The following is a 23181-nucleotide window of genomic DNA, read 5'->3' as shown; positions in this document are numbered from 1 at the left end:
CGGTTTGCTAGGTGCGTGGGAGGTAGCGTTGAACTTTATCGAGCTTGTCAAGGCAGCCGTGTTCGGCATCGTGGAGGGCGTCACCGAGTGGATTCCCATCTCGTCGACCGGCCACATGCTGCTACTCAATCAGTTTCTGACCATGAGCGTCTCGGATGACTTCTGGAACATGTTTCTCGTCGTCATCCAGCTGGGCGCGATCCTGGCTGTGTGCGTGATCTTCTTCGGCAAGCTCAACCCATTCTCGAGGCGCAAGAGCGCTCCCGAGCGCCGCTCCACCTGGACGCTGTGGGCCAAGACCATCGTGGCCTGCCTGCCAGCCGCCCTTATTGGCATTCCCCTCGATGACTGGATGGAGAAGCACCTGGGCGGCCCGTTCGTCATCGCGGCGGCGCTCATCGTCTACGGCGTCGCGTTCATCGTGATCGAGACCCTGCGCGAGCGACGTGTGGCGGATGGGGGGTCGCATGGCGCCGCGCCCGCGTCCCGGAAGGCGGGCAGGCATTTTGCCGCGCCGTCTGGCGACACGTCCCCCACGTCCTCCGAGCTCGCCGACGCCCAGGCGCGCATCCAGACGGTCGACGATATCGACTGGAAGACGGCCCTCGGCATCGGGGCGTTCCAGGTGCTCTCGATCGTGCCGGGCACCTCTCGCTCCGGCTCCACGATTATCGGTGGCCTCATCCTGGGCTGTTCGCGCACGGCGGTCGCCGAGTTCACGTTCTTCCTGGCCATCCCGGTCATGTTTGGCGCCAGCGCCCTGCGCCTGGGCAAGTACCTCCTGGCCGGCAACGGCTTCACGGGCATGGAGGCGGCGATTCTGCTCACGGGCTGCGTGGTCGCCTTCGCGGTCTCGCTTGCGGCCATTCGCTTTCTCATGGGCTTCGTGCGCAAGCACGACTTCAAGCCGTTCGGCTGGTACCGCATCGTCCTGGGCGTGTCCGTCATCATCTGGTTCGGGCTGCGCTAGGGGGCGGGGATGGAGAAGTACCTGATGAGGGGGCGTCTGCGCGCCCTGGTCCTGACGCTGGCCTGCGCGCTCTGCGTTTTGGGCACCTGTGCGCTCCCAAGCCTCGCCCGTGCCGACGACGACGTCGATGCTACCTGGTCGGCCGACGAGGAGCCCACGGTGAGTTCTCCCGCCGCGTTTCTCATCGATCGCGACACGGGTACGGTGCTGCTCTCCAAAAACGCCGACGAGACGCACTATCCCGCTTCCACCACCAAGGTCATGACCGCGCTGCTCGTCCTGGAGAACGCCAGCCTGGACGACACGCTCACCATGGAGCAGGCCGACTTCGACGAGCTCACCTCAGACAGCTCCACGGCCGGCCTCAAGGTCGGCGAGACGCTCACGGTGCGCGACCTTCTCGCCTGTCTGCTTCTACCCTCGGGAAACGAGGCCGCTTACGCGCTCGCGCGCCACGTCTCGGGGGACTGGCAGACATTCGTCGACCTCATGAACGCGCGCGCCGCCGAGCTGGGGTGCACGGGCACCCACTTTGCCAACCCCTGCGGCCTGCACGACGACGACCACTACACCACGGCCCACGACCTCGCGCTCATCTTCGAGGCCGCCCTCACGCACGACGCGTTCGTGGAGATAGCCGGCAGCGGCACCTGGGACCTCCCCGCCACCAACGAGAACAGCGCGCGGACGCTCGAGACAACCGACCTGCTCGCTGACCCGTCAAGCCCCGTGTACATGGGGGGCCTGGTGGTGGCCGCAAAGACCGGCTACACCCTCGAGGCAGGCAAGTGCCTGGTCGCGTCTGCCCAAAGCGACGAGATGCGCCTCGTGGGCGTCGTGATGGATGCCTCGTCCGTGGCCGATGCGAGCGGTGTGACGCAGAACTTCTACGACATGCGCACGATGTTCGAGTGGGGCTTCGGCGCCTGGACGACCGGCAACGTGGTGAGCGGGGGAGACGCTCTCACCTCCGCTGACGTCAGGCTTTCGCGCGACGGAGACGCCGTCGACGCCGTGTCCACTGGATCCGTCCTGGCCACCGTGCCCAAGGGAACCACCCTGGCCGACCTCACGGTCCAGCCCTCATGGGACGAGCCCCTGCGCGCGCCGGTCGAGGCGGGTCAGGAGCTCGGGGAGGCGACGGTGCTTCTGGGAGACCGCGTGCTCGGGACCACGGGGGCGTCCGCTGCATATGACATGAGGCTCTCGGTCGTGGACTTCGTGATCGACTGGCTCTCGGACCCGATTCACCTGGTGCTCGCTGTGTTCGTGTTCGTGACCGTGATGCTGGCGATCGGGATCGCCAGCTCCCGCATCAGACGTCACCGCTCGCCCTACCAGATCGCGGTCGGCGAGCGGCGGAGCGTGGCACCGGGCGTGGGCGGCCAGCGCCTCAGGCCACCGACGTCATCTGAGCGGCGCGGCGGCAGACACGCCGGCAAGCACAGCAGGCGCTAGGCGCTGACGAGGCCCCCTCCTGTCTCCGTAATCGCCACGAGAGACGGTATAGTGAGTCAGACGTGATCCGACGAGAGGACGTGCCATGGCGTGGCCCAAGACCAAGAAGCCCCGCGGACCCAAGAGCTCGCGCCTGTACGAGGACATGATGCGCCCCGCCGACCCGGAGCTCAAGGCGGCCTCGTGGCGGCCAATCGCCACGCTCGTGGCATTCACGCTGCTCATGGTTGGCGCGAGCGCGGCCTTCTTCCTCTACGCCCAGCCGCTTCTGGGCGTGGGCTTTCTTCTGGTCGGCGTCCTGCCATCCGTTCTGACCGTGGTCGCGGCCAACGCGCAGCTCACCCGGGACCTTGGCCCACGCCCCGTCCCAGACGGCGCTGACGAGCTTGGCGACCTCCTTGGTGACACGGGCGACGAGCTCGTGCGCTCCCTGTCCGGGTCGCTCCTAGGACCTGAGCTCGCCAAGCTCGAGGAGGCGCGCACTCGCGAGGCCGCCTCCACGCGCTCCTGGCTCGAAGCCCTGCCTGACGACGTCGCCTTCGAGACGGTCGAGGCCACCTCGGATGACAGGACCCGCCTGGTGGGCCACGCCCTCGCCTGCGCCCCCGGCTCCGCGCGCTGGCTCGTCTTCGCGCATGGTCTCGACGGCACCTGGCGCGCGGGCATGACCTTTGCCCGCAGCTTTGCCGAGAAGGGCTTCAACCTGCTCTTCGTTGAGCTTCGCGCCCATGGCTCCTCCGGCGGTGCCTGGGTGGGCACCGGATGGCTCGACCGTCGCGACCTGGTGGCCTGGAGCCAGTGGGTCGTGCGGCGCGCGGGCTCGGACGCACGGGTGGTGCTCATGGGACAGTCCATGGGGGCCGCCGCCGTCCTCATGGCCTCGGCCGAGGAGGACCTTGCACCCCAGGTCGTCGCCTGCGTCTCGGAGGCCTCCTATGCAGACTGGTGGAACCTTGCGCTCAACAGGTTTACTCGGACTCACACGAACCCGGGCACCGTGCGGCGCAGCTCGCCCCACCCCTTCCTCGACGTTGAGCGCCTGCTGCTCAAGTCCAAGCCGGACGGCTACGACCTGACCCTCTCCCGTCCGGTGGACGCGATTGCCCATGCGCGCGTCCCGGTCCTTCTTATCCAGGATGCCCGTGACCAGACGGTACCGGCCCACATGGCACGCAAGCTCGACGCTGCGGCTGCCGCAGACCATGAGCTTCTCGTTGTCGAATCGGCGGGCCACTGCCTGGGGGCCATTGCTGATCCTGAGGCCTATTTCACGCACGTTCTCTCGTTCGCGGAGCGCTTCGCGTGAGCGCCGCGCGGGGCATGTGGTTTCTCGGCCAGCCGGATTTTGGTCCGGATGGGCGGCTACACTCGTAGGGAAGAAGACCTCGCGAGAAGAACTTGGATGCTCCATGAACCCAGCGCAGCGCTCGTCCGGTGCGCCGACGATGACGTCGGCGCCCTCCGTTGACCTTGACAGCCTCAATCCCGCCCAGCGTGAGGCAGCCGAATGCACGACGGGCCCGCTGCTCGTGCTCGCCGGCGCCGGCTCGGGCAAGACGCGCGTGCTCACCTATCGCATCGCGCACATGATCGCCGACGAGGGTGCGCGCCCCTGGCAGGTCCTGGCCATCACGTTCACCAACAAGGCGGCCGCCGAGATGCGCGAGCGCCTGGGAGCGCTTCTGCCGACGGGCACGCGCGGCATGTGGGTCTGCACGTTTCACGCCATGTGCGTGCGCATGCTGCGCGAGGACCCCGAGCTCGTGGGCTATGCTCCCAACTTCACCATCTACGACGATGATGACTCCAGGCGCCTCGTCAAGTCGATCATGGGCGACCTCGACATAGATCCCAAGCAGTTTCCGCTCAACGCCATCCGCTCCAAGATCTCGGCGGCCAAGAACGCGCTCGTGGGTCCGGACGAGATGGAGAGCTCGTCGAACCCCCCCGACCGCGCCGCCGCGCGGGTCTATCACGCCCTCACGCGTCGTCTCGAGCGTGCCAACGCGATGGACTTCGACGACCTTCTCGTCAAGACCTTCGAGCTCCTGTCCAAGAACCCGGTCGTGCTCGAGCGCTACCAGGAGCGCTTCCGCCAGATCAGCGTGGACGAGTACCAGGACACCAACCACGTCCAGTACGCGATTACCAACCTTCTGGCCGCCAAGTACAGAAACCTCATGGTCGTGGGCGACGACGACCAGTCCATCTACAGCTGGCGCGGTGCCGACATCCAGAACATCCTCGACTTCGAGAAGGACTACCCGGACGCTCATACCGTGCGCCTCGAGCAGAACTACCGCTCGTGCGGTCACATCCTGGCCGCCGCCAACGCCGTGGTGGCCCACAACGCGCGCCGCAAGCCCAAGCACCTGTTCACCGACTCCGGCGACGGTGACCGCATCAAGCTCTTCCAGGCGTCCGACGAGCGTGACGAGGGGCGCTGGATCGGCTCGGAGATCGAGAAGCTCCACGACGCGGGCGCGAGCTACGACGACGTGGCCGTCTTCTACCGCACCAACGCGCAGTCGCGCATCCTCGAGGACATGTTCCTGCGCGCCGGCGTGCCGTACAAGATCGTGGGCGGCACGCGCTTCTTCGACCGCGCCGAGGTGCGCGACGTCATGGCCTATCTCAAGGTCGTCGTGAACCCGGACGACGACGTGGCGGCCCAGCGCGTGGTCAACACCCCCCGGCGCGGCATCGGCTCTACCTCCATCGCCAAGATCTCCCAGCTGGCCTCCGACGAGGGCATCTCGTTCTTCTCGGCGTGCGAGGAGGCGATCGGCGAGGAGGGCCTGCTCGGTGCCAAGGTGCGTGGGGCGCTCGCGGAGTTCACCGGCGCCATAGAGGCGGGTCGGCACTTCTCGGGGGAGCTCGCGGACGTGGTCGAGGCCATCGTGGACAAGGCGGGCCTCATAAAGGCCCTCGAGGCCGAGCACTCCGTGGAGGCCGACGGCCGCATCGAGAACATCAAGGAGTTTTTGGGCGTGGCGGCCGAGTTCGACGAGACCCACGACGATGCCGCCGAGACCCTCGAGAGCCTCGCCCAACTCCGCGCCGCCGGAGCTCTCGACAGCTCTTCTCCCCTAGCCGGCCCGAGCTCTGCCCCCGCGAGCACGACGGACCCGTACGCAGGCGAGCCGGCCCAGAGCGCGAGCTCTCCGACCTCCGCAGGCCGTGCCGCTCCGCCCGCAGGCGACTTTGCGCAGCATGAGCCAGCGGGCGAAGCGGCACGGCCCTCCGTAGCCTCCGACAAGCTCCCTGCCCTCATGGAGTGGCTCGCCTTGCGCAGCGACCTCGATTCGCTCGCGGGTCAGACGCACGCCATCACCATGATGACGATTCACTCGGCCAAGGGGCTGGAGTTCCCCGTGGTCTTCGTCTCCGGCATGGAGGAGGGCATCTTCCCGCACACCTCCCACGGCGAGGACGGCGCGCTCGTGGAGGAGGAGCGCCGCCTGGCCTACGTGGCCATCACCCGTGCCCGCGAGAAGCTCTACCTCACCCACGCCGCCACACGGCGTACCTACGGTGCGGTCCAGGCCAACCCGCGCAGCCGCTTCGTCAACGAGATTCCTGACGCCGACCTCGAGCCGGTGGGCGTGGGCTCGTCGGGCTTCACGGGCGTGGGCTGGGAGAAACGCGGCGACCGGCGCGGGACCTTTGGCAGCGGGCGCGGCTCCGAGGTCTACGGGGGCCACGTCTTCGGGTCCAGGACGCGCTCCACGGGCGGTGCGCCGCGCACCCAGGACGCAGCACCGATCGCGCCGCGGGCGCGGGTGGCCGGCTCGCCGCGCCCCGGGGCGTCTCAGGAGGCATCGGCCTTCGCAGTCGGGGACCGCGTCTCGCACAAGACGTTCGGCCCGGGCGTGGTGCTTGCGACCTCCGGCGACACCATCGAGGTCAAGTTCACGCGCACGAACAAGACCAAGAAGCTCCTCAAGGGCTTCGCGCCGCTCGTGAAGATCGAGGGATAGCCAGACCAGACTCGGCGGGAAGGTGGAGCGTGGACGAGGTGACGATCCTGGGCCTGTCGGTCGAGGAGCTCGGCGGCAGGGCCCTCATGTTCGTGGTGGTCGTGGTGATCGCTCTCGTGGTCCAGCGCGTTTTGGTACGCATTGCGAGCAGGGCGCTCGAGGCCTCGAACGTTCCGAGCGCGTCCATCTTCGTCAACCTGCTGCGCGCGCTCATCTGGTCCGTCACGCTGCTCGCCGTGCTCAAGCCGGTCTTTGGCATAGACCCCACCTGGCTCGTGACCACGATTGGCATCGTCTCGGTCGCCGTGTCCCTGGGCCTGCAGGACACGATCTCGAACGTCGTGAGCGGCTTCGGGCTCATGCTCGCCAAGGTCGTGAAGCCCGGAGACGACGTGACGGTGGGCTCGACCAGCGGGCGCGTGGTCGACGTCACGTGGCGCAGCACGACCGTGCGCACGCGCGGAGGCGACCTCGAGGTCATCCCCAACGCGCTGCTCAACAAGACCTCGCTCACGCACGTGACCCGCTGGTCCCAGACCCTGTGCGAGGTCCCCTTCGTCGCGTTGCCCGCCGCCGACCTCGACCTTGTGGCTGCCGAGGCCCGAGGGCTGGCCGCCGATGCCCTGGACGGCCTGCTCGATCCCGAGCTGGGGGTCGACGTGGTCTTCTCGGCGCTCGCGTCCACGGGGACCGAGGGCGCGGTGCGCGCGCACGTTCGCGACGGGGTGGCCCTGTCGGAGGCGGCCGATCGCGTGGTCCGTGCGCTCCAGGGGCGCCCCTGGATTGCGGGTGCGTGAGCAGGCTCGACGCCGGGCGCGGCGCAGCTTGTGACGGCGCGCTACACTGGGACGCCGAGAGGACCCCGTTTTTAGACCTGGGAGCCACCATGGAAAAGATTGCCAGCTTCACCGTCAACCACCTGCTGCTCGAGCCGGGCGTCTACGTGAGTCGCGTCGATCGTGACCCGGCCACCGGGGCCGCGCTCACGACGTTCGACCTCAGGATGTGCGCCCCCAACCGCGAGCCCGTCATGGACACGGCCGCCGTCCACGCCATCGAGCACCTGGGGGCCACCTACCTCAGGAGCGACCCCACCTGGCGCGACCAGGTGGTCTACTTCGGGCCCATGGGTTGCCGCACGGGCTTCTACCTCATCCTCTTCGGTGGTACCACCTCCGCCGAGGTGGTACCGCTGGTGCGGGCCACCTTCGAGTTCGTGCGTGACTTCACGGGCGAGGTTCCCGGAGCGCGTCCCGAGGAGTGCGGCAACTGGCACGACTCCGACCTTGTCGGCGCGCGCTGGTGGGCGAGAAGATACATGGAGGAGACGCTCGACGGCATCGACGAGGCCCACCTCGTCTACCCGCGCGGCTAGGAGGCAGAGCTGGGTGGAAGTCGGCAGGGCACAGAAGAGACGGGCGAGGGAGGAAGTTCGATGCGCATAGGAATCATCGGGGCCATGGACGTCGAGGTGGAGCTCCTGAAGCAGCAGCTCAAGGACATCCAGCTCACCATTGTTGCTGGCATGGGGTTCTGCGCGGGCTCGTTGGGCGGCGTCGACGTCGTCGTGGTGCGCTCCGGCATAGGCAAGGTCGACGCGGCCGTCTGCGCGCAGGTGCTCGTGGACCACTTCGCGGTTACGGCCATCGTCAACACGGGGATCGCCGGCTCCCTCGATGACGAGCTGGACATCGGAGACCTCGTGGTCTCCACCGACTGCGTTCATCATGACTTCGACGCGAGCGGGCTCGGCTATGGGCCGGGCGAGGTCCCGGGCCTGGGCACCGTTGGCTTTCCCGCGAGCGCGGAGCTGCGCGCGGCGGCCCTCGCGGCGGCTCGCGTCGTGGCGCCCGAGGTTCGCGCCCACGAGGGGCGCGTGGTCTCAGGCGACCAGTTCGTCTCGGACGCTGCACAGAAGCGACGCCTCGTTGAGACGTTCGGAGGGGCGTGCTGCGAGATGGAGGGCGCGGCGATTGCCCAGACGGCCTGGTTGAACGGCGTGCCGTTCGTCGTGGTGCGAGCGATCTCGGACAAGCCCGGAACCGAGGGGCAGGCTGCGGACTACGCGACGTTCGAGTCCGCGGCCGCGCTGCACTGCGCGAAGATCGTCTCCCACATGGTGGCGTCGCTGTAGGCACGTGGGCGTTCTTCTCGGCACGGATCGATTGCCCCGCTGCCTGTCAGCGCAGAATTTTGGCAAGTTTTTGATGGACTTTCTCGTCTCGCGACACGAGAATCCACAAAGGCGCAGGAAACGAGAAAAAGTACCCGCCGAGCGCTGCCTGAGAGGCGTCTGGCATCAAAAAATTGCCCCAGTCCTGAGGCTGGGGCAATCGATCCTTAGGGTGGGGCGTCGGGAGGCATGACGGTCAACGGACGCCGAAGACCTCGAGGTCCTACAGCCCCAGAACGGCCACGCCCACGAGGCTCGGCCCGGTGTGCACGAGAAGGTCGGACGAGACGCCCGCCCGCACGACCTCGATTGCGTTGTCGATTTGCCGCAGCAATGCCGCCTCGAGCCTGTCGGCGAGCTCCTCGTTCTCGAAGCAGCAGACGGCAAGGCGCACGTGGGGCCAGCGCCGGGCCTGCTCCTCGGCGAGCCTGACCTCCGTGTCGAGCGCGCTCTGCCAGCCGCGCGCCTTCTTGGCGATCACGTAGTGGCCGTCCTTCTCGCTGCAGGTCATGACGGGCTTGATGTTGAGCACCGACCCAATGCGATAGATCGCCTCGCTGATGCGTCCGCCCTTGCGCAGAAACTCGAGCGTCTGCACCGAGAAGAACACGTGGGTGCGCTCCGAGGTGGCCCTGAGCTCCCGGTCTAAAAGCCCGAAGGGAACCCCCGTCTCGATCTTGTGCACAGCCTCCATGACCACGAGGCCCGCCGCCACGCCGATGCTCTTGGTGTCCACGACGAGCGCCGGGAAGTCCTCGAGCTCCTCGGCCATGAGGCGCACCGTCTCGTAGGTCGCGGAGAGCCCGGATGAGATGGTCACGAAGACCGCCGCGACGTAGCCGTCCGCGCGTGCCTGCTCGAAGGCCGCGCGAATGCGCTCGGGGGAGGGCAAAGAGGTCTTGGGAATCTCCTCGTCAAGGCGTCCGACCAGCTCGCAAGGGGTAATGTCAACGCCACTCTCGTAGGAGGAGCCGTCTGCGTAGCTGATGCGCAGGGGAACCACCCGCACATCGTGCGCGGCGACAAAGTCAGCGGGCGTGTCGGTGCCGGAGTCGGTGATGACGGCGATGCGCTGGTCGTTCATGGTCTCTCCCCCTGAGGCCCCGTGGCGCGGAGCAATCGATCGGCCTAGGGAGAACTATAGCCATTCGATATGGTTCTGGATACTAGATTTCCCATTCATTAGAATTAACGCGAAGCGAACCAGAAGGGAGACGACCATGGCACAGGAACCGTCGTACGAGAACGAGGAAGTGGCCGCTGACAACACCGAGGCAGCTTATGCCGAGCTCACGCAGCGCATGCGCTCCGTTCATCTCTCGCGCCTCTCCGAGCTGCCGCGCATCGAGCTCTATCTTGACCAGCTGCTCGCGCTCGTCTCGATGGAGCTCGGCTTCATGTGCGTCCCGGGGGAGACCCTTGTCACGGGCTCCATGGTCAACAACTACGTCAAGCAGGGGGTCGTCCCCGCGCCGCACAAAAAGCGCTACACGCGGCGCCACGTGGCCACGCTCCTGTTCGTCTGCGCCTTCAAGCGCGTCTTCTCCATCGCGCAGGTCGCCGAGCTCATGGGCCTGGTCTACGCGTCCGGCGCCGATCTTGCGCTGCTCTACGACGAGGCGTGTGCCGCGCTCGAGCGCGCCCTGGCTGCGCGCTTCTCGTCTGAGGGGGCGCGCGAACCCGAGCGGGGCATACGCGTCGTCGACGAGAAGGGCGACCCGGTGGCACCTGGTCTCGCGCGTCTGCTCGATTCCGCCGTGGCGGCGCTCGCGGCCAAGGTCTACGTCGAGAAGACCCTCGACGTGGCCGAACGCGCGCGGGGGACGGCCGACCGGCGCGTCTAGGCCACCTGAGGCACAAGACCCCTACTGGGCTTACGAAGAAAGAGGAACATGGCAAGCATCTACAGCGAGCCTGCGGTCATTAGGCGCATTGAGCGCAGAGGGGCTCTCTCTCGGGCCACGACAAGCGGCGTGGTCGCTTCGGCGGCAATGGTGGCGGCGGCGCTTCTCGCCCTCGTGATCGCGAACACGCCCGCCTATGACGCGATCGAGCGACTCCTCAAGACGAGCCTGGAAATTGGGTTCGGGGAGACGATTGTCTCGCTGACGACCGAGTCCTTCGTGAACGACTTCCTGATGGCGGTCTTCTTCCTGCTCGTGGGCATCGAGCTCAAGTATGAGATGACCGTGGGGCAGCTGCGTCGTCCGCGGCAGGCTCTGTTGCCCATGCTGGCCGCCGTGGGAGGAGTCTGCGCCCCGGCCCTCATCTACCTGGCCGTCAACGGGGGCAGGCCCACCGCCTCGGGCTGGGCCGTGCCCATCGCCACGGACATCGCCTTCGCGCTCGGGGTGATCTCTCTGCTCGGGGACCGCATCTCTCCCGAGACCAAGGTCTTCTTTCAGACGCTTGCGATTGCGGACGACATTCTTGCCATCGTCGTGATCGCCCTGTTCTACGGTCAGGTGCCCGACCCCCTCTGGTGCGTCGCGGCGGCGCTCTCGACCGTCGCTCTCGCCCTGCTCAATCGGGCGCGCATCTACTCCCTGCGTCCCTACGTGATTGTGGGGCTGGTGCTGTGGGTCTGCATGTACAACTCGGGCATCCACGCCACGCTCGCGGGCGTCATCCTTGCCTTCGCGCTGCCGAGCCGCTCCGACGTGCGCCTGTCCCACCTGGGAGGCTGGCTCTCCGAGCGCGCCCGCGACCTCGAGGACACCTATGACGATGCCCACCACGTCCTGGGCCAGCACGACTTCACCGAGGGGGCGCTTGGCGTCGAGCGCGTGATGCACCACGTGACCCCGCCCCTGCAGCGCATGGAGCATCACGTCTCGACCTTCGTGAACTTCCTCGTGCTGCCGCTGTTCGCCTTCGTGAATGCGGAGCTGCACCTGGTGGGAGCGAACCTCGGGTCTATTCTCACGAGCCCCGTGGCACGCGGCGTCTACCTTGGGGCCGTCATGGGAAAGCCTCTGGGAATCATCCTGGTGACGTACGTGCTGGTCAAGATTGGCTTTGCCCGCCTGCCCCGGAACATGGACTGGGTGCAGGTCATCGCGGTGGGCATCATGGGAGGGCTTGGGTTTACGATGTCGATTCTCATCTCGGGGCTTGCCTTCGACGGCCAGGAGGACGTCATCGCCGCGAAGTGCGCGATTCTTCTGGGCTCCGTGACCTCGGCAATCCTTGGCATGGTCTTCGTGAGGCTCGCAACCCGGAGGGGCGCCCCACGAAGGAGGCGCATTCGCCGTGGAAGGACGGCTGTGGGCGCACGCGAATCACGTCCGGGCCAAGGGGTATCCTAGAATCTAGGTGCACGCGCCCGGCCTCGCGGGCGCAGTCTGACGGGAGACTCGCATGAGTGGATTCAAGCGTCTCTGCATGGTCGTCTTCGTGCTGGCGGACCTCTGCGCCCTCGCGGCCCTCGCCCTCACGTGGTATGGCCCCTGGACCGGCGTTGCGTCGGCCCTCCTCAACGTGGGAGGCTACGCGCTGGCGGTGCTCGTCTGCCTTGCGGTGAGCGTCCTCGGGCTCGTGATCCTGCTCGCGCGGGCCCTCTTCGTGCGCAAGGTCCGCACGGTCGAGGTCGCCACGGTGGACGGGGGCACGATCTCGGTCACGCGCGACGCCATCGCCGCGCAGGCCTCCCACATCGTCGAGGCTGACGGCACCTGCACCGCCTCGCGCGTTCGCGTGGACGCCAAGCCTCGCGGGCGCGTGCGCGTCCACGTGCGAGTGCTCCCACGTGAGACGGTGGACGTGGTCCTCAAGGGGGCCGAGCTCCACGAGGAGCTTCTGAGCGGGCTCGCCGCCGTCTGCGGAGACACGGTCGAGGACGTGAGCCTGGAGTTCGTCGAGCCAGAGTCCGTGACGCTCGCCGCAGCCGTTGCGGCTGACGACGAGGCCGTCGCGGATGCCCCCGAGGCCTTGGCATCGAATGCAGCCGCGCAGTCTCCCGACTCCACGAGCGAGATCACGGTGTCCATGGGCACCGCGCACGACGAGCAGAGGGGGGCGTGAGCGCCATGGCCGACGAGAAGACTCCCAAGCCCAAGGTCGTGCTCGACGATGCGGCCTCGTCTGCGCCCGAGCCGACGCCAGCGAGCGCACAAGACACGGGCGATCAGCCCACAGACGGCTCGGACGGGTTTCGCATGGGGGCGAGTCGCGTCTCCGCGTGGGTGAGCCGGACCTTCCCTGGTCACGAGAATGCCTTCTGGGGAGGCGTGTGCGGCCTCGTCAGCGCGCTCGTGTTCTTTGCGATTGGGTTCTGGCGCACGGTGCTTATCGGCGTCCTGGTCTTGGTGGGCGTGGCCGTGGGCCAGCTGCTCGACGGGGACCCCCGGCTGATCGACGCGCTGCGTCGCCTCTTTTCCAGAAATCAGTAGGACGGACAACGGACCTCGGGCGGTCACGTGCCGCCCCGGCAGCGAGGAGCGAACATGAGCACAGATGAGATTATGGACGCGCAGGCGACCGAGCCTCCCGAGGACTCCCGGCTCGTGGATGCTGCGGGGCAGGTGCTGGGTGAGGGCTCTTCCCCGTCCTCTGACGAGCTTCTCGACGCGAGCCAGGGCATCGACCTCGTGCCGGAAAGCGACGAGGACGAGGATTCCGAGGACTCGCTGACCTTCTCCAATGGCGTCATCGAGAAGATCGTGGCACTCGCCATGCGCGAGGTCCCCGGCGTGGTGGGCATGAAGGGCAGCTGGTTCAACCGCGTGCAGGACGCCTTCGGCGCGGCCGACACCACCAAGGGCGTGAGCGTGGAGGTGACCCCCGAGAGCGCCGTGCGCGTGAACATCAGCGTGCTCATCGAGTACGGGGCCTACGCGCCGCAGGTCTTCGAGGACGTCAAGCGGGTCGTGGTCAAGCAGGTCACGGGCATGACGGGTCTCGAGGTCGCCGGTGTGAACCTGCGCATCGAGGACGTCCTCACCTCCGAGGAGTTTGACCGCTCCAAGCAGGGCGGGGAGGACGAGAAGCCCGGGGACGTCGTGGGCGCCGAGTAGGGTGCCCGACGGCGAGCAGGGTACCCGGTGCCCTCTCGCGAGGGCGTGCGTCCCCTGCGTTCTTTGGGCCGGCTTCCTCGATGGAAGTCGTGCATTGGACGGCCTTCCTCGCGCGCGCGTGGCGGTAAGACCTCGAAACCACCTCGTGAGTCCCGTAGCATGCGTCGGCGAGATGGTCTCAGCCGGCTTTGGTAAACAGCTCGCGCGGTATCGACTCACAGGGGGAAAAGACAGCTGACGCAGAAGCTACGCAAGCCTATCCTCTGGCGAGAAAAACGTAGGTTCTGGTAGCCCCGCGATAGCGCGGCGCGGCCAGAGCGCTCGACGCTACCGCACCTCGTATGGGGAGCCCTCTCCGCGCGAGAAGGCCAGAAGCGCGCTCGTGGTGCTCCTGACCATGCCTTCGACGTCCTCGGCGGTGTAGAACGCCACGTGCGGCGAGACGATTACGTTGGGAAGCGACGAGAGGATCGCACGGCCGTGGTTGGAAAGGACGTCTCCGCTCCGGTCGAGGTAGTAGAGGCCTGCTTCGTGCTCGATGGTGTCGAGCGCGGCCCCACCCAAGCGACCACTCTCGAGGGCGTCGACGAGTGCGGGCGTGTCCACGAGCGAGCCGCGCGCCGCGTTCACGAGGACGGCTCCCTTACGCATGCGGGCGAGCTCGGCAGCCCCGATCATGTGGTGGTTGGAGGCGAAGCCGGGGGCGTGCAGCGTGACCACGTCCGACTCGGAGAGCAGCTGATCCAGGTCGACGTAGGTCGCGTACCGCTTGGCCTCGTCCTTCTCCACGGGGTCGAACGCCAGGATGCGGCAGCCAAAGCCGGAGAGGTGGCGCACGACGCAGGTGCCGATCGCGCCCGTGCCCACCACGCCCACGGTGCACGACGAGAGGTCGCGTCCGAGCTTGCCCCGCAGGCTGAAGTCCTGCGTGGCCTCCTGTCCCAGGACGAACTTGGCCTTGCGCAGCGCCATCATCATGAGCATGATCGCGTAGTTGGCCACGCCCTCGGGCGGGTAGGCCGCGTGAGCCACGCGTACCCCAAGCTTTCGCGCGTGGGTGAGGTCGATGTGCTCGTAGCCTATCGAGCGCGTGGCGATGCCACGCACGCCCCGCTCGTGGTAGGCGTCGAGCAGCCCGGGGCCCACGGGGTTGGTGATGACGCTCACGGCGTCGTGGCCCTCGACGAGGCCGGCGTTTTCGAGGGTGGGGTAGCCGGGCGTCCAGGCGTACTCGAAGCCCAGCTCGTGGCTGAGCGCGTCAAGATAGACGAGCTCGTCTTCTTTGCGCAGCGCGTAGGCAAACAGCTTCATGGAATGCTCCCTTGGGTCTTCTCTTCTCGGTACCGTTGTATCACGGGAATGACTTCCACTCATGCCATGATATGACGTGCTCTGTGGCGGTGCCGGACCCGTCTTTTGCTGCGAGGTGGATCCTTCTCGGTACCATTATATAGTCATATATTGATATCGTATGTACGATTATATTATTGAAATTAAATAATAAAACTTAATGTCGTATAACAGCATATATGAATAGAGTATAATCAACAAATCGTAAAAAATTACAGTGATGCTATAGTTTTTAAGGTGCCTTTCGCAAAACTCCGGTATAAGCGCTGGGTGGTTCTCGATGCCTCGCGTACGGTGAGCGCACGAGGCGGAAGGCCGTCTGTCACGTGGTAAACGCACGTATTTGTGTGGCGAATAACAAAGCTATGCATCTCTGCGCCCCATCGGTTCGCATCCGTGCGGATCAGAGAGGAGACCTATGGAAGCTATCGAAGCGAGTCACGTGTACAAGCTCTTCGGGGACCATCCCGCTAGGGCGCTTGCGGCGCTCAGGAACGGTGCCTCGCGCGAGGAGGTCGAGGAGAGGTACGACACGACGGCAGCGGTGATCGACATCTCGCTTGACGTGAACCCGGGCGAGCTCTTCGTGCTCATGGGGCTGTCCGGCTCGGGCAAGTCGACCTTCGTGCGCTGTCTCAACCTCCTCCACAAGCCCACGAGCGGCAGCATCAAGGTGTTCGGCCAGGACATCATGGGGCTCTCGTCGAAGGAGCTGCGGGGCCTTCGCGCGGAGAAGGTCTCCATGGTGTTCCAGAGCTTCGGCCTCCTGCCTCACCTGACGGCCCTTGAGAACGTGCGCTGGGGACTGCTCGTGAAGGACGTCGATAAGGGCGCTGCGGACAAGAAGTCCAAGAGGGCAATCGAGCTGGTGGGACTCAAGGGATGGGAGGACAAGTATCCCGACGAGCTGTCCGGCGGCATGAGGCAGCGCGTCGGCCTTGCCCGCGCGCTCGCCTCCGAGACCGAGATCATCCTCATGGACGAGGCCTTCTCGGCGCTCGACCCGCTCATCCGCTCGGAGATGCAAGACCAGCTGCTCTCGATTCAGGAGGAGCTCAACAAGACCATCGTGTTCATCACGCACGACCTCAACGAGGCCATGTACCTGGGCGACCGCATCGCCGTCATGCGCGACGGCCGCATCGTGCAGATAGGGACGCCCGAGGACATCCTCCAGAACCCCGCCAACGAGTACATCGAGTCGTTCGTGGAGAACGTCGACCGCTCGCGCATCCTTACCGTGGAGAGCGCCATGATCGCCCCCGACAGCCGCATGCTCGTCTCGGAGGGCCCTCTCGTCGCCCTGCACTGCATGAGGCGGATGGCCGTCGACTACCTCTACGTCGTCAATCGCGACCAGAGACTGCTCGGCTACGTGCTCGTGGGCGACGCCGTCGCGGCTGCGCGCGCCGGAGAGCGGACACTCGAGGGGCGGATCAGAAAGGACTTCGCGGCGGTTCGCCCGGAGGTCACAATCGGCGACGCGCTCTCTTCGGCCGTCGAGTCTCCCATCCCGCTCGCGGTCACCTCCGCTCGCGGAAGGCTCAGGGGGGTCATTCCCAAGACGGCAATCCTAGCAGCGCTCGACTCGAGCGAGCACGTCGAGGTCGATGCCATGGGGCGCACCGGTGAGTTCTCGGCCAGGGCCGTCGAGGCGGCTGCGACCAGGAGCCGTCAGGTGTCCGATGGCATTGCCCCGGGCGACCCCGAGGCGCGAGGAGAAGAAGAGACGAGCGAGAAGGAGGGTGGACGATGATGGGTGCGGATGCTTTCTCGCTCGCCAGGATTCCTCTGGGAGACTGGGTCGAGGCCGGCGTCGAGTGGATGGGCGTCAGCTGGGCGGCCTTCTTCGACGGGATGGCAGATGGCATTACCGCCCTGGTCGAGGGGCTTGACGCGCTCCTCTCGGCACCGCCGTACTTCGTGCTCATCGTGCTTCTCGCCGCGCTCGCCTGGTATGTGAGAAACGGGAAGTTCGCCCTCTACACGGTCCTCTCCTTCCTGCTCATCGAGTCGATGGACCTGTGGAGCGCCGCCATGTCCACGCTCTCCCTGGTCCTCATCTCGACGCTCGTCTCGCTGGTCGTCGGGGTGCTTCTGGGCATGCTCGCGGCGGCGCACGACGGCTTCTCCAAGGTGCTCAAGCCAATCCTGGACTTCATGCAGACGCTGCCGTCGTTCGTCTACCTCATCCCGGCCATCGTCTTCTTTGGCATCGGCTTCGTGCCCGGTGCCATAGCGACCATCATCTTCTCGCTGCCTCCCGCCGCGCGCCTCACGGAGCTCGGCCTGAGAAACGTCGATGCAGAGGTCATCGAGGCCGGTGAGGCCTTTGGCGCGTCGAGCTGGCGCATCCTGTGGGACATCAAGGTCCCCCTTGCGCTGCCCACGATCATGAGCGGAATCAACCAGGTCATCATGCTCTCGCTCTCCATGGTCGTGACGGCGGGCATCGTGGGCTCGGGCGGCCTGGGGTCGATCGTCTATCAGGGCGTGACGCGCCTGGAGATAGGCCTGGGGTTTGAGGGCGGCATCGCCGTCGTCATCGTGGCCGTGTTCCTTGATCGGCTGACGTCGGCCCTAGGCGAGCGTGCAAACCACAGAATCAGCAGGGGATAGGGGGTTTGGAATGCTCTACAGCTCAAGAAATCGGTCGGTCGTCCCGTGCGGCTCTGTGGGACCTCGCGGCGCCAGGCCCCTCAGCCGCCGCGGCTTCCTGAAGTCGTGCGCCTTCGCGGGCGCCGCGCTTCTGGGTGCCACCACGCTGGGCGGCTGCGCGGACCGCTCGAACAAGCTGCGCATGGGCTGGTGGGCCCAGACCGACAGCATCGCGCCGTCCTATCTCTGGAGCCAACTCCTCTCGGAGCGGGGCTACGAAGTCGAGATGATCTTCGCTGACCAGGGTCCCGTCTTCGAAGGAGTGGCCGGCGCGAGCCTCGACTTCGCCCTGGACGCGTGGTCTCCCCTCACCCACAAGGCCTATCTCGAGAAGTACCAGGACGACTTCGACCTGCTCGACCCCTGGTATCGCACGGCGACCCTCAACTGGACGGTTCCCTCCTACGTGCCCATCGACTCGATTGACCAGATTGCGGAGAACGCTGGGCTCTTTGGCAACCGCATCGTGGGCATAGAGCCGGGGGCCGGCCTGACTGACACCTCACGAAACCAGGTGATTCCGGACTACGGCCTCGAGGACATGGACTTCGTGGACGCGTCGACGACGGCTATGCTCTCCGAGCTCGACCGCTCCATCAGCCGCGAGGAGCCCATCGTGGTCACGCTCTGGCATCCCCACTGGGCCTACGCGACCTACGACCTCAAGGACCTCGCGGACCCCAAGGGCTCGCTCGGGTTCGCGGAGTCGCTCATACCGTTCGTGCGCCTGGGATTTACGCAGGACTACCCGGACGTCGCGCGCTGGCTCAACAACTTCGAGCTCACCGACGCGCAGTTCTCCGACCTTCAGAAGGTCGCCGTGGAGGACGCGGGGATCGGCCACGAGGACGAGGGCGTGCGGAGGTGGCTCGACGTGGCCGAGAATCGCGCGCTCGCGGACAGCTGGATTGACTAGGCGCGTCTGCTTGCGCCCTGCGAGCAGCGCGCTATAATGACCGCTAACGGGGGGCTGGCGCACGCCGGCTGAGATTGGGTCCATGGCGACCCTGACCCAGAACCTGATCCGGGCAATGCCGGCGTAGGGACCTGAAGCTCCATCTAGGGGCACCTACGAAAACGACGTGGGTGCCTTTTTGGTGCCCGAAGCGCGATCGAGAACCGCGCGGAAGGGAACAGCCATGAACTGTTCGATAGCGATTCAATTTCTGCCCATGGACGCCACGACGGACGATGCCACGTGCGACGCGGTGGACGCCGTCATCGCCTACATCGACTCGACGGGGGTCGACTACTTCGTGGGGCCGTTCGAGACGGCCATCGAGGGCGACTACGAGACCTGCATGGAAATTCTCAAGAACTGCCAGCTCGTGGGTGCCAAGGCGGGCTGCAGGGAGATCATGACCTACGCCAAGATCAGCTATCGCCCCAAGGGCGACGTCATGAGCACGGACCGCAAGGTCGGCAAGTACCATCAGGGCGACCCCGAGTTCTCCAAGGCCTCCTCAGAGAGCCCGGCTGCCTAGGATGGCACGCCCGCCGCATGGCCCCGCGCGCGCAGGACACGTCTCTTTGCGCACGCGTCGCGTCCTGATTCCGCTCGCCACCGTTGCCCTTCTGCTCGTGGGCTGGGAGGCTCTCGTCAATTTTGGCGTGGTCCCCAACTTTCTGTTGCCCACGCCGGTGCAGGTCGTGTCCGCGCTCGTGGGCGACCTGGGGCTCCTTGCGAGCCATGCCCTCTCCACACTCGTGGAAGCGGCGCTCGGCCTTGTGCTGGGTGTGGCCCTGGGCTTTGCCTTTGCGCTGCTCATGGATAGGTTCGAGACCTTCTACCTGGCCTTCGAGCCGCTCATGACCATCTCGCAGACCATTCCCACGGTGGCCATCGCGCCGCTTCTGGTGCTGTGGTTCGGCTACGGGCTGGCACCCAAGGTCATTCTCATCGTGGTCAGCACGTTCTTTCCGATCACGGTCTCGCTCGTGAGCGGGTTTCGGTCCGTCGATCCCGACGTGGTCGACCTCATGCGCACGATGAGCGCCTCGCGCTGGCAGGTCTTCTGGTACGCCAAGCTGCCGGCCGCGGCCGAGCAGTTCTTCAGCGGCCTCAAGATCTCGGCCACCTACGCAATCGTGGGCGCGGTCATCGCCGAGTGGCTCGGCGGCTCGGCGGGCCTGGGCGTCTACATGACGCGCGTGCGCAAGTCCTTCTCGTATGACCGCATGTTCGCGGTGATTATCATCATATCCGCGCTCTCGCTGGGGCTCATGAAGCTCGTCGACTTGCTCCAGCGCGCGTGCATGCCCTGGAAGAGGGCAGAGAGGAAGTACCAATGAACCGCAGCTCCCACACTTCTCGCACGCTCACGCGGGCGACGCTCAGCCGTCGCCAGCTCGTTCGCGCCTCGGCCGTGGCGGCGGGCCTCGCGCTCGTTGGCTGCAGCACGGGCTCGGGGTCAGGCTCCGGTGCCAGCTCTGATGCCGCGGTCGGCGACGCCTCCGCGACAACCGAGGTCTCCTTCGTGCTCGACTACGCCCCCAACACCAACCACACAGGCATCTATGTCGCCGTCGACCAGGGCTACTTCGCCGAGGAGGGCCTCGAGGTCGAGATCGTACAGCCTCCCGAGGACGGCGCGGACGCCCTTTTGGGTGCGGGTGGAGCGCAGATGGGTGTCTCCTACCAGGACGTTATGGCCAACAACCTGGCCTCCGACCAGGCCATGCCCTACACGGCGGTGGCCGCCATCATCCAGCACAACACCTCGGGCATCATGAGCCGCGCCGAGGATGCCATTACGCATCCGGCGGCCATGATGGGCCACCGCTATGCGACGTGGAACATGCCCGTCGAGCAGGCCACGATCAAGGACATCGTGGAGACCGACGGCGGAGACTACTCCCAGGTCGAGCTCGTGCCCTACGACGTGGACGACGAGGTGAGCGGCCTCAAAGCTAACCTGTTCGACAGCGTGTGGGTCTTCGAGGGCTGGGCCTGTCAGAACGCCGTGGTCCAGGACTTCGACTATAACTACTTCTCGTTCATGTCGGTCGACCCGGTCTTTGACTTCTACACGCCGGTCATCGCCGTCAACGACGACTTCGCCCAAAACAGTCCCGAGGTTGTGAAGGCGTTTCTGCGCGCGGCAAAGAGGGGATACGAGTACGCCGTCGACAATCCCGACGCCGCGGCTGACATCCTGTGCGCCGCCGTGCCCGAGCTCGACTCCGCGCTCGTGCACCAAAGCCAGACCTACCTGGCCGGCCAATACGTCGCCGACGCTGCGAGCTGGGGCGTCATCGACCCCGAGCGCTGGGCCGCCTTCTATCAGTGGCTGAACGACAATGACCTCGTGGAGAACAAGCTCGAAACGTCCGCCGGCTACGACCTCTCCTTCCTTGCCTAGCATGGCTACGGGTGAGAAGGGCGCGCGCGCCACGGTCCCGGCCCTTGCGGCCCAGGGGCTGACGCTGTCCTGGAACGGCGTGGAGGTCGTGGTCGGGGACGTAAGCCTGGAGGTGGGCGCCGGCGAGATATGCTGCCTCGTTGGGCGCTCGGGCTGCGGTAAGACCACCATCCTGCATGCCCTGGCAGGGCTCACGACTCCCCTGGCCGGTCGCGTTCTTCTGCACGGTCAGGACGTGACCGGACAGCCGGGCCGGGTGAGCTACATGCTGCAGAAAGACCTCCTGCTGCCAAGCCGCCGCATCATCGACAACGTCTGCCTGCCGCTCGTTGTGTCTGGCATGGGCCGCGCGGAGGCCCATGCCAGGGCTGAGCCCCTCTTTGGGCGCTTCGGCTTGGCGGGCACGCAGCGGCTGTGGCCCAGCGAGCTCTCGGGTGGCATGCGGCAGCGCGCCGCCTTTTTGCGCACGTACCTCATGGGTACCGACGTGACGCTCCTGGACGAGCCGTTCTCCGCGCTTGACGCCCTCACCCGCGTGGACATGCGCCGTTGGTTTGTTGGGATGGTGGGCGAGCTGGGGCTCTCCGCGCTCGTGATCACCCACGACGTCGACGAGGCCGTCTTCATGGCGAGCCGCGTCTACGTGCTCGCAGGAGCGCCCTCGGCGGGCGAGGCGAGCCACGTGTCCGGCGAGGTCGCCGTGGATCGCGCGGGTATGTCCAGCGAGGAGGCCTTCGAGCTCACCGACGAGTTTCTGATCGCCAAGCGCCGGGTGATGGCACTTCTGGGGTAGGAAACGATCGGGCTTTCGGCTTGCTTGAGGCTGATGGCAGGTCTATACAAAAACCGTATAGACCTGCCACTTTTTACAATTTTGTGCATACAGAAGCGATGGGCCCGGAGGCAAAGAGGACTTGTCAATAGTTTTATCGCCGACCCTCGAGCAGCGTGAATTTCCTCACCCTTATGACCTGCGCGTTTGAGAAACGTAATACGCTCGCTACTCGCCGCGACCGGTAAAAACTATTGACAAGTCCCTGTTTAGCCTTGAGAGGCTCCATTTTTGTCCCCCTACCTAGCTAGTATACGTACGTACGTTCGTATGAGGGGGTGGGGGCTATGGGAAGACTTGGGGGCACTTGTGGCATACCAGCCTACGACGACCGCGTCTATCTCTGCGTTGAGTCGGTGACGGCGCGCGACGGCCGCTTTCGTCCAACGCGCATTCGGTGGGACAGAGGTCGTGTCTACCCGGTGATTGTCTCGACGCTTGCGGCGACGTATGGCCGAAGGGAACGCGGCAACCTCGTCTTTTGCTGGGACGTGGAGCTGCCTCGGAAGGTTTACCGGGAGCTGTGGTGGGAGGCGGGGCGCTGGTTCGTCAAGCGTCGAGGTGGGAGCTACGACGAAACGGGTGCGTGACGCCTGCGGTTCCAGGCAACTATGCCGTGACGAGCTCGATGCCCTTGCGGGCAAGCTTGGCGCGAGCATCCTTGGGTATGCGGTTGTCCGTGATGGCCGTGACCGGTCTCTCGCCTAAGTCGAGGGGAACCGTGCCGCGCCGGCTGAACTTCTCGCTCTCGGTGAGCACCATCACGCGCTCGGCGTGGATCGCCATGTCGTGGACCGCCTGGGCGCGCATCTGATCGCTGTTGGTGAAGCCGGTGCGCTCCGAGTGTCCGTCCGTTCCCACGAAGAGCAGGTCCACGTAGAATCCCTCGACGCAGTGAGATACCAAGGGACCCACCATGACCTGCGAGTCCTTCTGATAGATGCCACCGAGCAGAATCGTCTGAACGTTGTTGCTCTTGCGCACGTAGCCAGCGATGAAGGCGCTATTGGTGATGATCGTGACGTTATGGAACGCATCGGCGAGCTGCGCGGCGAGAAGCGCGCAACAGCTTCCGCTTTCTATCATGATGGTGTCGCCGTCGTGCACGTACTCGATGGCGCGCCGTGCGATTTTGAGCTTCTCCTCGTAGTGGTAGGCAAGCCGGCCCTCGACGTTGTCGGTGCTCTGTAGGAATGCAAGGCCGTGCTCGCGCTTGATGAGGCCGCGCGACTCAAGGTCGGCGAGGTCCTTGCGCATCGTTACCTGGGAGACCCCGAGCCGCGCGGCGAGCTCGGCCACCTCGACGCGGGTGCGCTCGGTGAGGATCTCGAGAATGCGGTTCGCTCGTGCGGGCATGGTCCTCCCCTGACGTAGGTGACGTAA

At 65.9% G+C, this 23181-nt stretch carries 23 protein-coding genes; 20 read left to right on the top strand and 3 right to left on the bottom strand.

Annotation, left to right across the window (positions count from 1 at the left end; genetic code table 11):
* Positions 1-28: 28 nt before the first annotated feature.
* From INP52_RS07820 to INP52_RS07790, 7 genes are all read left to right on the top strand, one after another.
* Entirely contained in the window at positions 29-970 is a 942-nt protein-coding gene (locus tag INP52_RS07820) for an undecaprenyl-diphosphate phosphatase (RefSeq protein ID WP_194370631.1), read from the top strand.
* Between the two features lie 9 nt (positions 971-979).
* Positions 980-2428, top strand: coding sequence for a D-alanyl-D-alanine carboxypeptidase family protein (locus INP52_RS07815; protein ID WP_194370629.1), 1449 nt, complete (start codon positions 980-982; stop codon positions 2426-2428).
* A gap of 85 nt (positions 2429-2513) precedes the next feature.
* Complete coding sequence (locus tag INP52_RS07810; protein ID WP_194370621.1) at positions 2514-3734, top strand: alpha/beta hydrolase; 1221 nt, start codon at positions 2514-2516, stop codon at positions 3732-3734.
* Between the two features lie 103 nt (positions 3735-3837).
* Entirely contained in the window at positions 3838-6408 is a 2571-nt protein-coding gene (locus tag INP52_RS07805; protein WP_228478308.1) for an ATP-dependent helicase, read from the top strand.
* A 29-nt stretch (positions 6409-6437) separates the two neighbouring features.
* Positions 6438-7205 (top strand): mechanosensitive ion channel family protein, encoded by a 768-nt coding sequence (locus tag INP52_RS07800; protein ID WP_228478307.1) that lies wholly within the window; start codon positions 6438-6440, stop codon positions 7203-7205.
* Positions 7206-7294: 89 nt separating this feature from the next.
* On the top strand, positions 7295-7783 hold the full coding sequence (locus INP52_RS07795) for an S-ribosylhomocysteine lyase (protein WP_194370619.1): 489 nt from the start codon (positions 7295-7297) through the stop codon (positions 7781-7783).
* Positions 7784-7843: 60 nt separating this feature from the next.
* Positions 7844-8542, top strand: a complete 699-nt coding sequence (locus INP52_RS07790) for a 5'-methylthioadenosine/adenosylhomocysteine nucleosidase (protein ID WP_194370617.1) — start codon at positions 7844-7846, stop codon at positions 8540-8542.
* 262 nt (positions 8543-8804) lie between these two features.
* On the opposite strand, the gene INP52_RS07785 is transcribed toward INP52_RS07790, so the two are convergent.
* Entirely contained in the window at positions 8805-9665 is an 861-nt protein-coding gene (locus INP52_RS07785; protein ID WP_194370615.1) for a DegV family protein, read from the bottom strand.
* Between the two features lie 136 nt (positions 9666-9801).
* Here INP52_RS07785 and INP52_RS07780 point away from each other — a divergent pair, with 136 nt between their 5' ends.
* Genes INP52_RS07780 through INP52_RS07760 form a run of 5 tightly spaced genes read left to right on the top strand, consistent with a single transcriptional unit; the run spans position 9802 to position 13596 of the window.
* Positions 9802-10425 (top strand): DUF1836 domain-containing protein, encoded by a 624-nt coding sequence (locus INP52_RS07780; RefSeq protein ID WP_194370614.1) that lies wholly within the window; start codon positions 9802-9804, stop codon positions 10423-10425.
* A gap of 48 nt (positions 10426-10473) precedes the next feature.
* Complete coding sequence (gene nhaA / locus INP52_RS07775; RefSeq protein ID WP_194370612.1) at positions 10474-11889, top strand: Na+/H+ antiporter NhaA; 1416 nt, start codon at positions 10474-10476, stop codon at positions 11887-11889.
* A gap of 52 nt (positions 11890-11941) precedes the next feature.
* Entirely contained in the window at positions 11942-12604 is a 663-nt protein-coding gene (gene amaP, locus INP52_RS07770) for an alkaline shock response membrane anchor protein AmaP (RefSeq protein ID WP_194370610.1), read from the top strand.
* 5 nt (positions 12605-12609) lie between these two features.
* Positions 12610-12972: a DUF2273 domain-containing protein gene (locus INP52_RS09935; protein ID WP_228478306.1), complete on the top strand. Its 363-nt coding sequence runs from the start codon at positions 12610-12612 to the stop codon at positions 12970-12972.
* 54 nt (positions 12973-13026) lie between these two features.
* Positions 13027-13596, top strand: coding sequence for an Asp23/Gls24 family envelope stress response protein (locus INP52_RS07760; RefSeq protein WP_228478305.1), 570 nt, complete (start codon positions 13027-13029; stop codon positions 13594-13596).
* Positions 13597-13923: 327 nt separating this feature from the next.
* Here INP52_RS07760 and INP52_RS07755 read toward each other — a convergent pair whose 3' ends face one another.
* Entirely contained in the window at positions 13924-14907 is a 984-nt protein-coding gene (locus INP52_RS07755) for a D-isomer specific 2-hydroxyacid dehydrogenase family protein (protein ID WP_194370608.1), read from the bottom strand.
* 457 nt (positions 14908-15364) lie between these two features.
* Here INP52_RS07755 and INP52_RS07750 point away from each other — a divergent pair, with 457 nt between their 5' ends.
* From INP52_RS07750 to INP52_RS07715, 8 genes are all read left to right on the top strand, one after another.
* Positions 15365-16702, top strand: a complete 1338-nt coding sequence (locus INP52_RS07750) for a quaternary amine ABC transporter ATP-binding protein (RefSeq protein WP_194370606.1) — start codon at positions 15365-15367, stop codon at positions 16700-16702.
* Complete coding sequence (locus INP52_RS07745; RefSeq protein ID WP_194370604.1) at positions 16702-17565, top strand: ABC transporter permease; 864 nt, start codon at positions 16702-16704, stop codon at positions 17563-17565. Before INP52_RS07750 ends, INP52_RS07745 begins: the two co-directional genes overlap by 1 nt.
* A 10-nt stretch (positions 17566-17575) precedes the next feature.
* The gene (locus INP52_RS07740) at positions 17576-18520 is read left to right on the top strand and encodes a glycine betaine ABC transporter substrate-binding protein (protein ID WP_194370602.1); all 945 of its coding nucleotides are present in this window, start codon (positions 17576-17578) and stop codon (positions 18518-18520) included.
* A gap of 223 nt (positions 18521-18743) precedes the next feature.
* Complete coding sequence (locus INP52_RS07735; RefSeq protein WP_194370600.1) at positions 18744-19088, top strand: thiamine-binding protein; 345 nt, start codon at positions 18744-18746, stop codon at positions 19086-19088.
* A 1-nt stretch (position 19089) separates the two neighbouring features.
* Complete coding sequence (locus INP52_RS07730; protein WP_194370598.1) at positions 19090-19896, top strand: ABC transporter permease; 807 nt, start codon at positions 19090-19092, stop codon at positions 19894-19896.
* The gene (locus tag INP52_RS07725; RefSeq protein ID WP_194370596.1) at positions 19893-20966 is read left to right on the top strand and encodes an ABC transporter substrate-binding protein; all 1074 of its coding nucleotides are present in this window, start codon (positions 19893-19895) and stop codon (positions 20964-20966) included. The genes INP52_RS07730 and INP52_RS07725 overlap by 4 nt, the downstream gene beginning before the upstream one ends.
* 1 nt (position 20967) lies before the next feature.
* On the top strand, positions 20968-21759 hold the full coding sequence (locus INP52_RS07720) for an ABC transporter ATP-binding protein (protein ID WP_194372913.1): 792 nt from the start codon (positions 20968-20970) through the stop codon (positions 21757-21759).
* A gap of 326 nt (positions 21760-22085) precedes the next feature.
* A complete protein-coding gene (locus INP52_RS07715; RefSeq protein ID WP_194370594.1) occupies positions 22086-22388 on the top strand; it encodes a hypothetical protein in 303 nt (100 codons plus the stop codon).
* 19 nt (positions 22389-22407) lie between these two features.
* Here INP52_RS07715 and INP52_RS07710 read toward each other — a convergent pair whose 3' ends face one another.
* On the bottom strand, positions 22408-23154 hold the full coding sequence (locus INP52_RS07710) for a DeoR/GlpR family DNA-binding transcription regulator (RefSeq protein WP_194370592.1): 747 nt from the start codon (positions 23152-23154) through the stop codon (positions 22408-22410).
* Positions 23155-23181: the final 27 nt, after the last annotated feature.

It is taken from the genome of Thermophilibacter immobilis (assembly GCF_015277515.1).
In the GTDB taxonomy this organism is placed as follows: domain Bacteria; phylum Actinomycetota; class Coriobacteriia; order Coriobacteriales; family Atopobiaceae; genus Thermophilibacter; species Thermophilibacter immobilis.
The sequence above is the reverse complement of the archived record's forward strand: the minus strand, read 5'-3'. Positions and strand labels throughout refer to the sequence as shown.

Coding starts and splice junctions, on each gene's coding strand:
- INP52_RS07815 (WP_194370629.1), top strand. CDS start 980: ATGGAGAAGTACCTGATGAGGGGGCGTCTGCGCGCCCTGGTCCTGACG.
- INP52_RS07810 (WP_194370621.1), top strand. CDS start 2,514: ATGGCGTGGCCCAAGACCAAGAAGCCCCGCGGACCCAAGAGCTCGCGC.
- INP52_RS07805 (WP_228478308.1), top strand. CDS start 3,838: ATGAACCCAGCGCAGCGCTCGTCCGGTGCGCCGACGATGACGTCGGCG.
- INP52_RS07795 (WP_194370619.1), top strand. CDS start 7,295: ATGGAAAAGATTGCCAGCTTCACCGTCAACCACCTGCTGCTCGAGCCG.
- INP52_RS07790 (WP_194370617.1), top strand. CDS start 7,844: ATGCGCATAGGAATCATCGGGGCCATGGACGTCGAGGTGGAGCTCCTG.
- INP52_RS07785 (WP_194370615.1), bottom strand. CDS start 9,665: ATGAACGACCAGCGCATCGCCGTCATCACCGACTCCGGCACCGACACG.
- INP52_RS07780 (WP_194370614.1), top strand. CDS start 9,802: ATGGCACAGGAACCGTCGTACGAGAACGAGGAAGTGGCCGCTGACAAC.
- nhaA (WP_194370612.1), top strand. CDS start 10,474: ATGGCAAGCATCTACAGCGAGCCTGCGGTCATTAGGCGCATTGAGCGC.
- amaP (WP_194370610.1), top strand. CDS start 11,942: ATGAGTGGATTCAAGCGTCTCTGCATGGTCGTCTTCGTGCTGGCGGAC.
- INP52_RS09935 (WP_228478306.1), top strand. CDS start 12,610: ATGGCCGACGAGAAGACTCCCAAGCCCAAGGTCGTGCTCGACGATGCG.
- INP52_RS07760 (WP_228478305.1), top strand. CDS start 13,027: ATGAGCACAGATGAGATTATGGACGCGCAGGCGACCGAGCCTCCCGAG.
- INP52_RS07755 (WP_194370608.1), bottom strand. CDS start 14,907: ATGAAGCTGTTTGCCTACGCGCTGCGCAAAGAAGACGAGCTCGTCTAT.
- INP52_RS07750 (WP_194370606.1), top strand. CDS start 15,365: ATGGAAGCTATCGAAGCGAGTCACGTGTACAAGCTCTTCGGGGACCAT.
- INP52_RS07745 (WP_194370604.1), top strand. CDS start 16,702: ATGGGTGCGGATGCTTTCTCGCTCGCCAGGATTCCTCTGGGAGACTGG.
- INP52_RS07740 (WP_194370602.1), top strand. CDS start 17,576: ATGCTCTACAGCTCAAGAAATCGGTCGGTCGTCCCGTGCGGCTCTGTG.
- INP52_RS07735 (WP_194370600.1), top strand. CDS start 18,744: ATGAACTGTTCGATAGCGATTCAATTTCTGCCCATGGACGCCACGACG.
- INP52_RS07730 (WP_194370598.1), top strand. CDS start 19,090: ATGGCACGCCCGCCGCATGGCCCCGCGCGCGCAGGACACGTCTCTTTG.
- INP52_RS07725 (WP_194370596.1), top strand. CDS start 19,893: ATGAACCGCAGCTCCCACACTTCTCGCACGCTCACGCGGGCGACGCTC.
- INP52_RS07720 (WP_194372913.1), top strand. CDS start 20,968: ATGGCTACGGGTGAGAAGGGCGCGCGCGCCACGGTCCCGGCCCTTGCG.
- INP52_RS07715 (WP_194370594.1), top strand. CDS start 22,086: ATGGGAAGACTTGGGGGCACTTGTGGCATACCAGCCTACGACGACCGC.
- INP52_RS07710 (WP_194370592.1), bottom strand. CDS start 23,154: ATGCCCGCACGAGCGAACCGCATTCTCGAGATCCTCACCGAGCGCACC.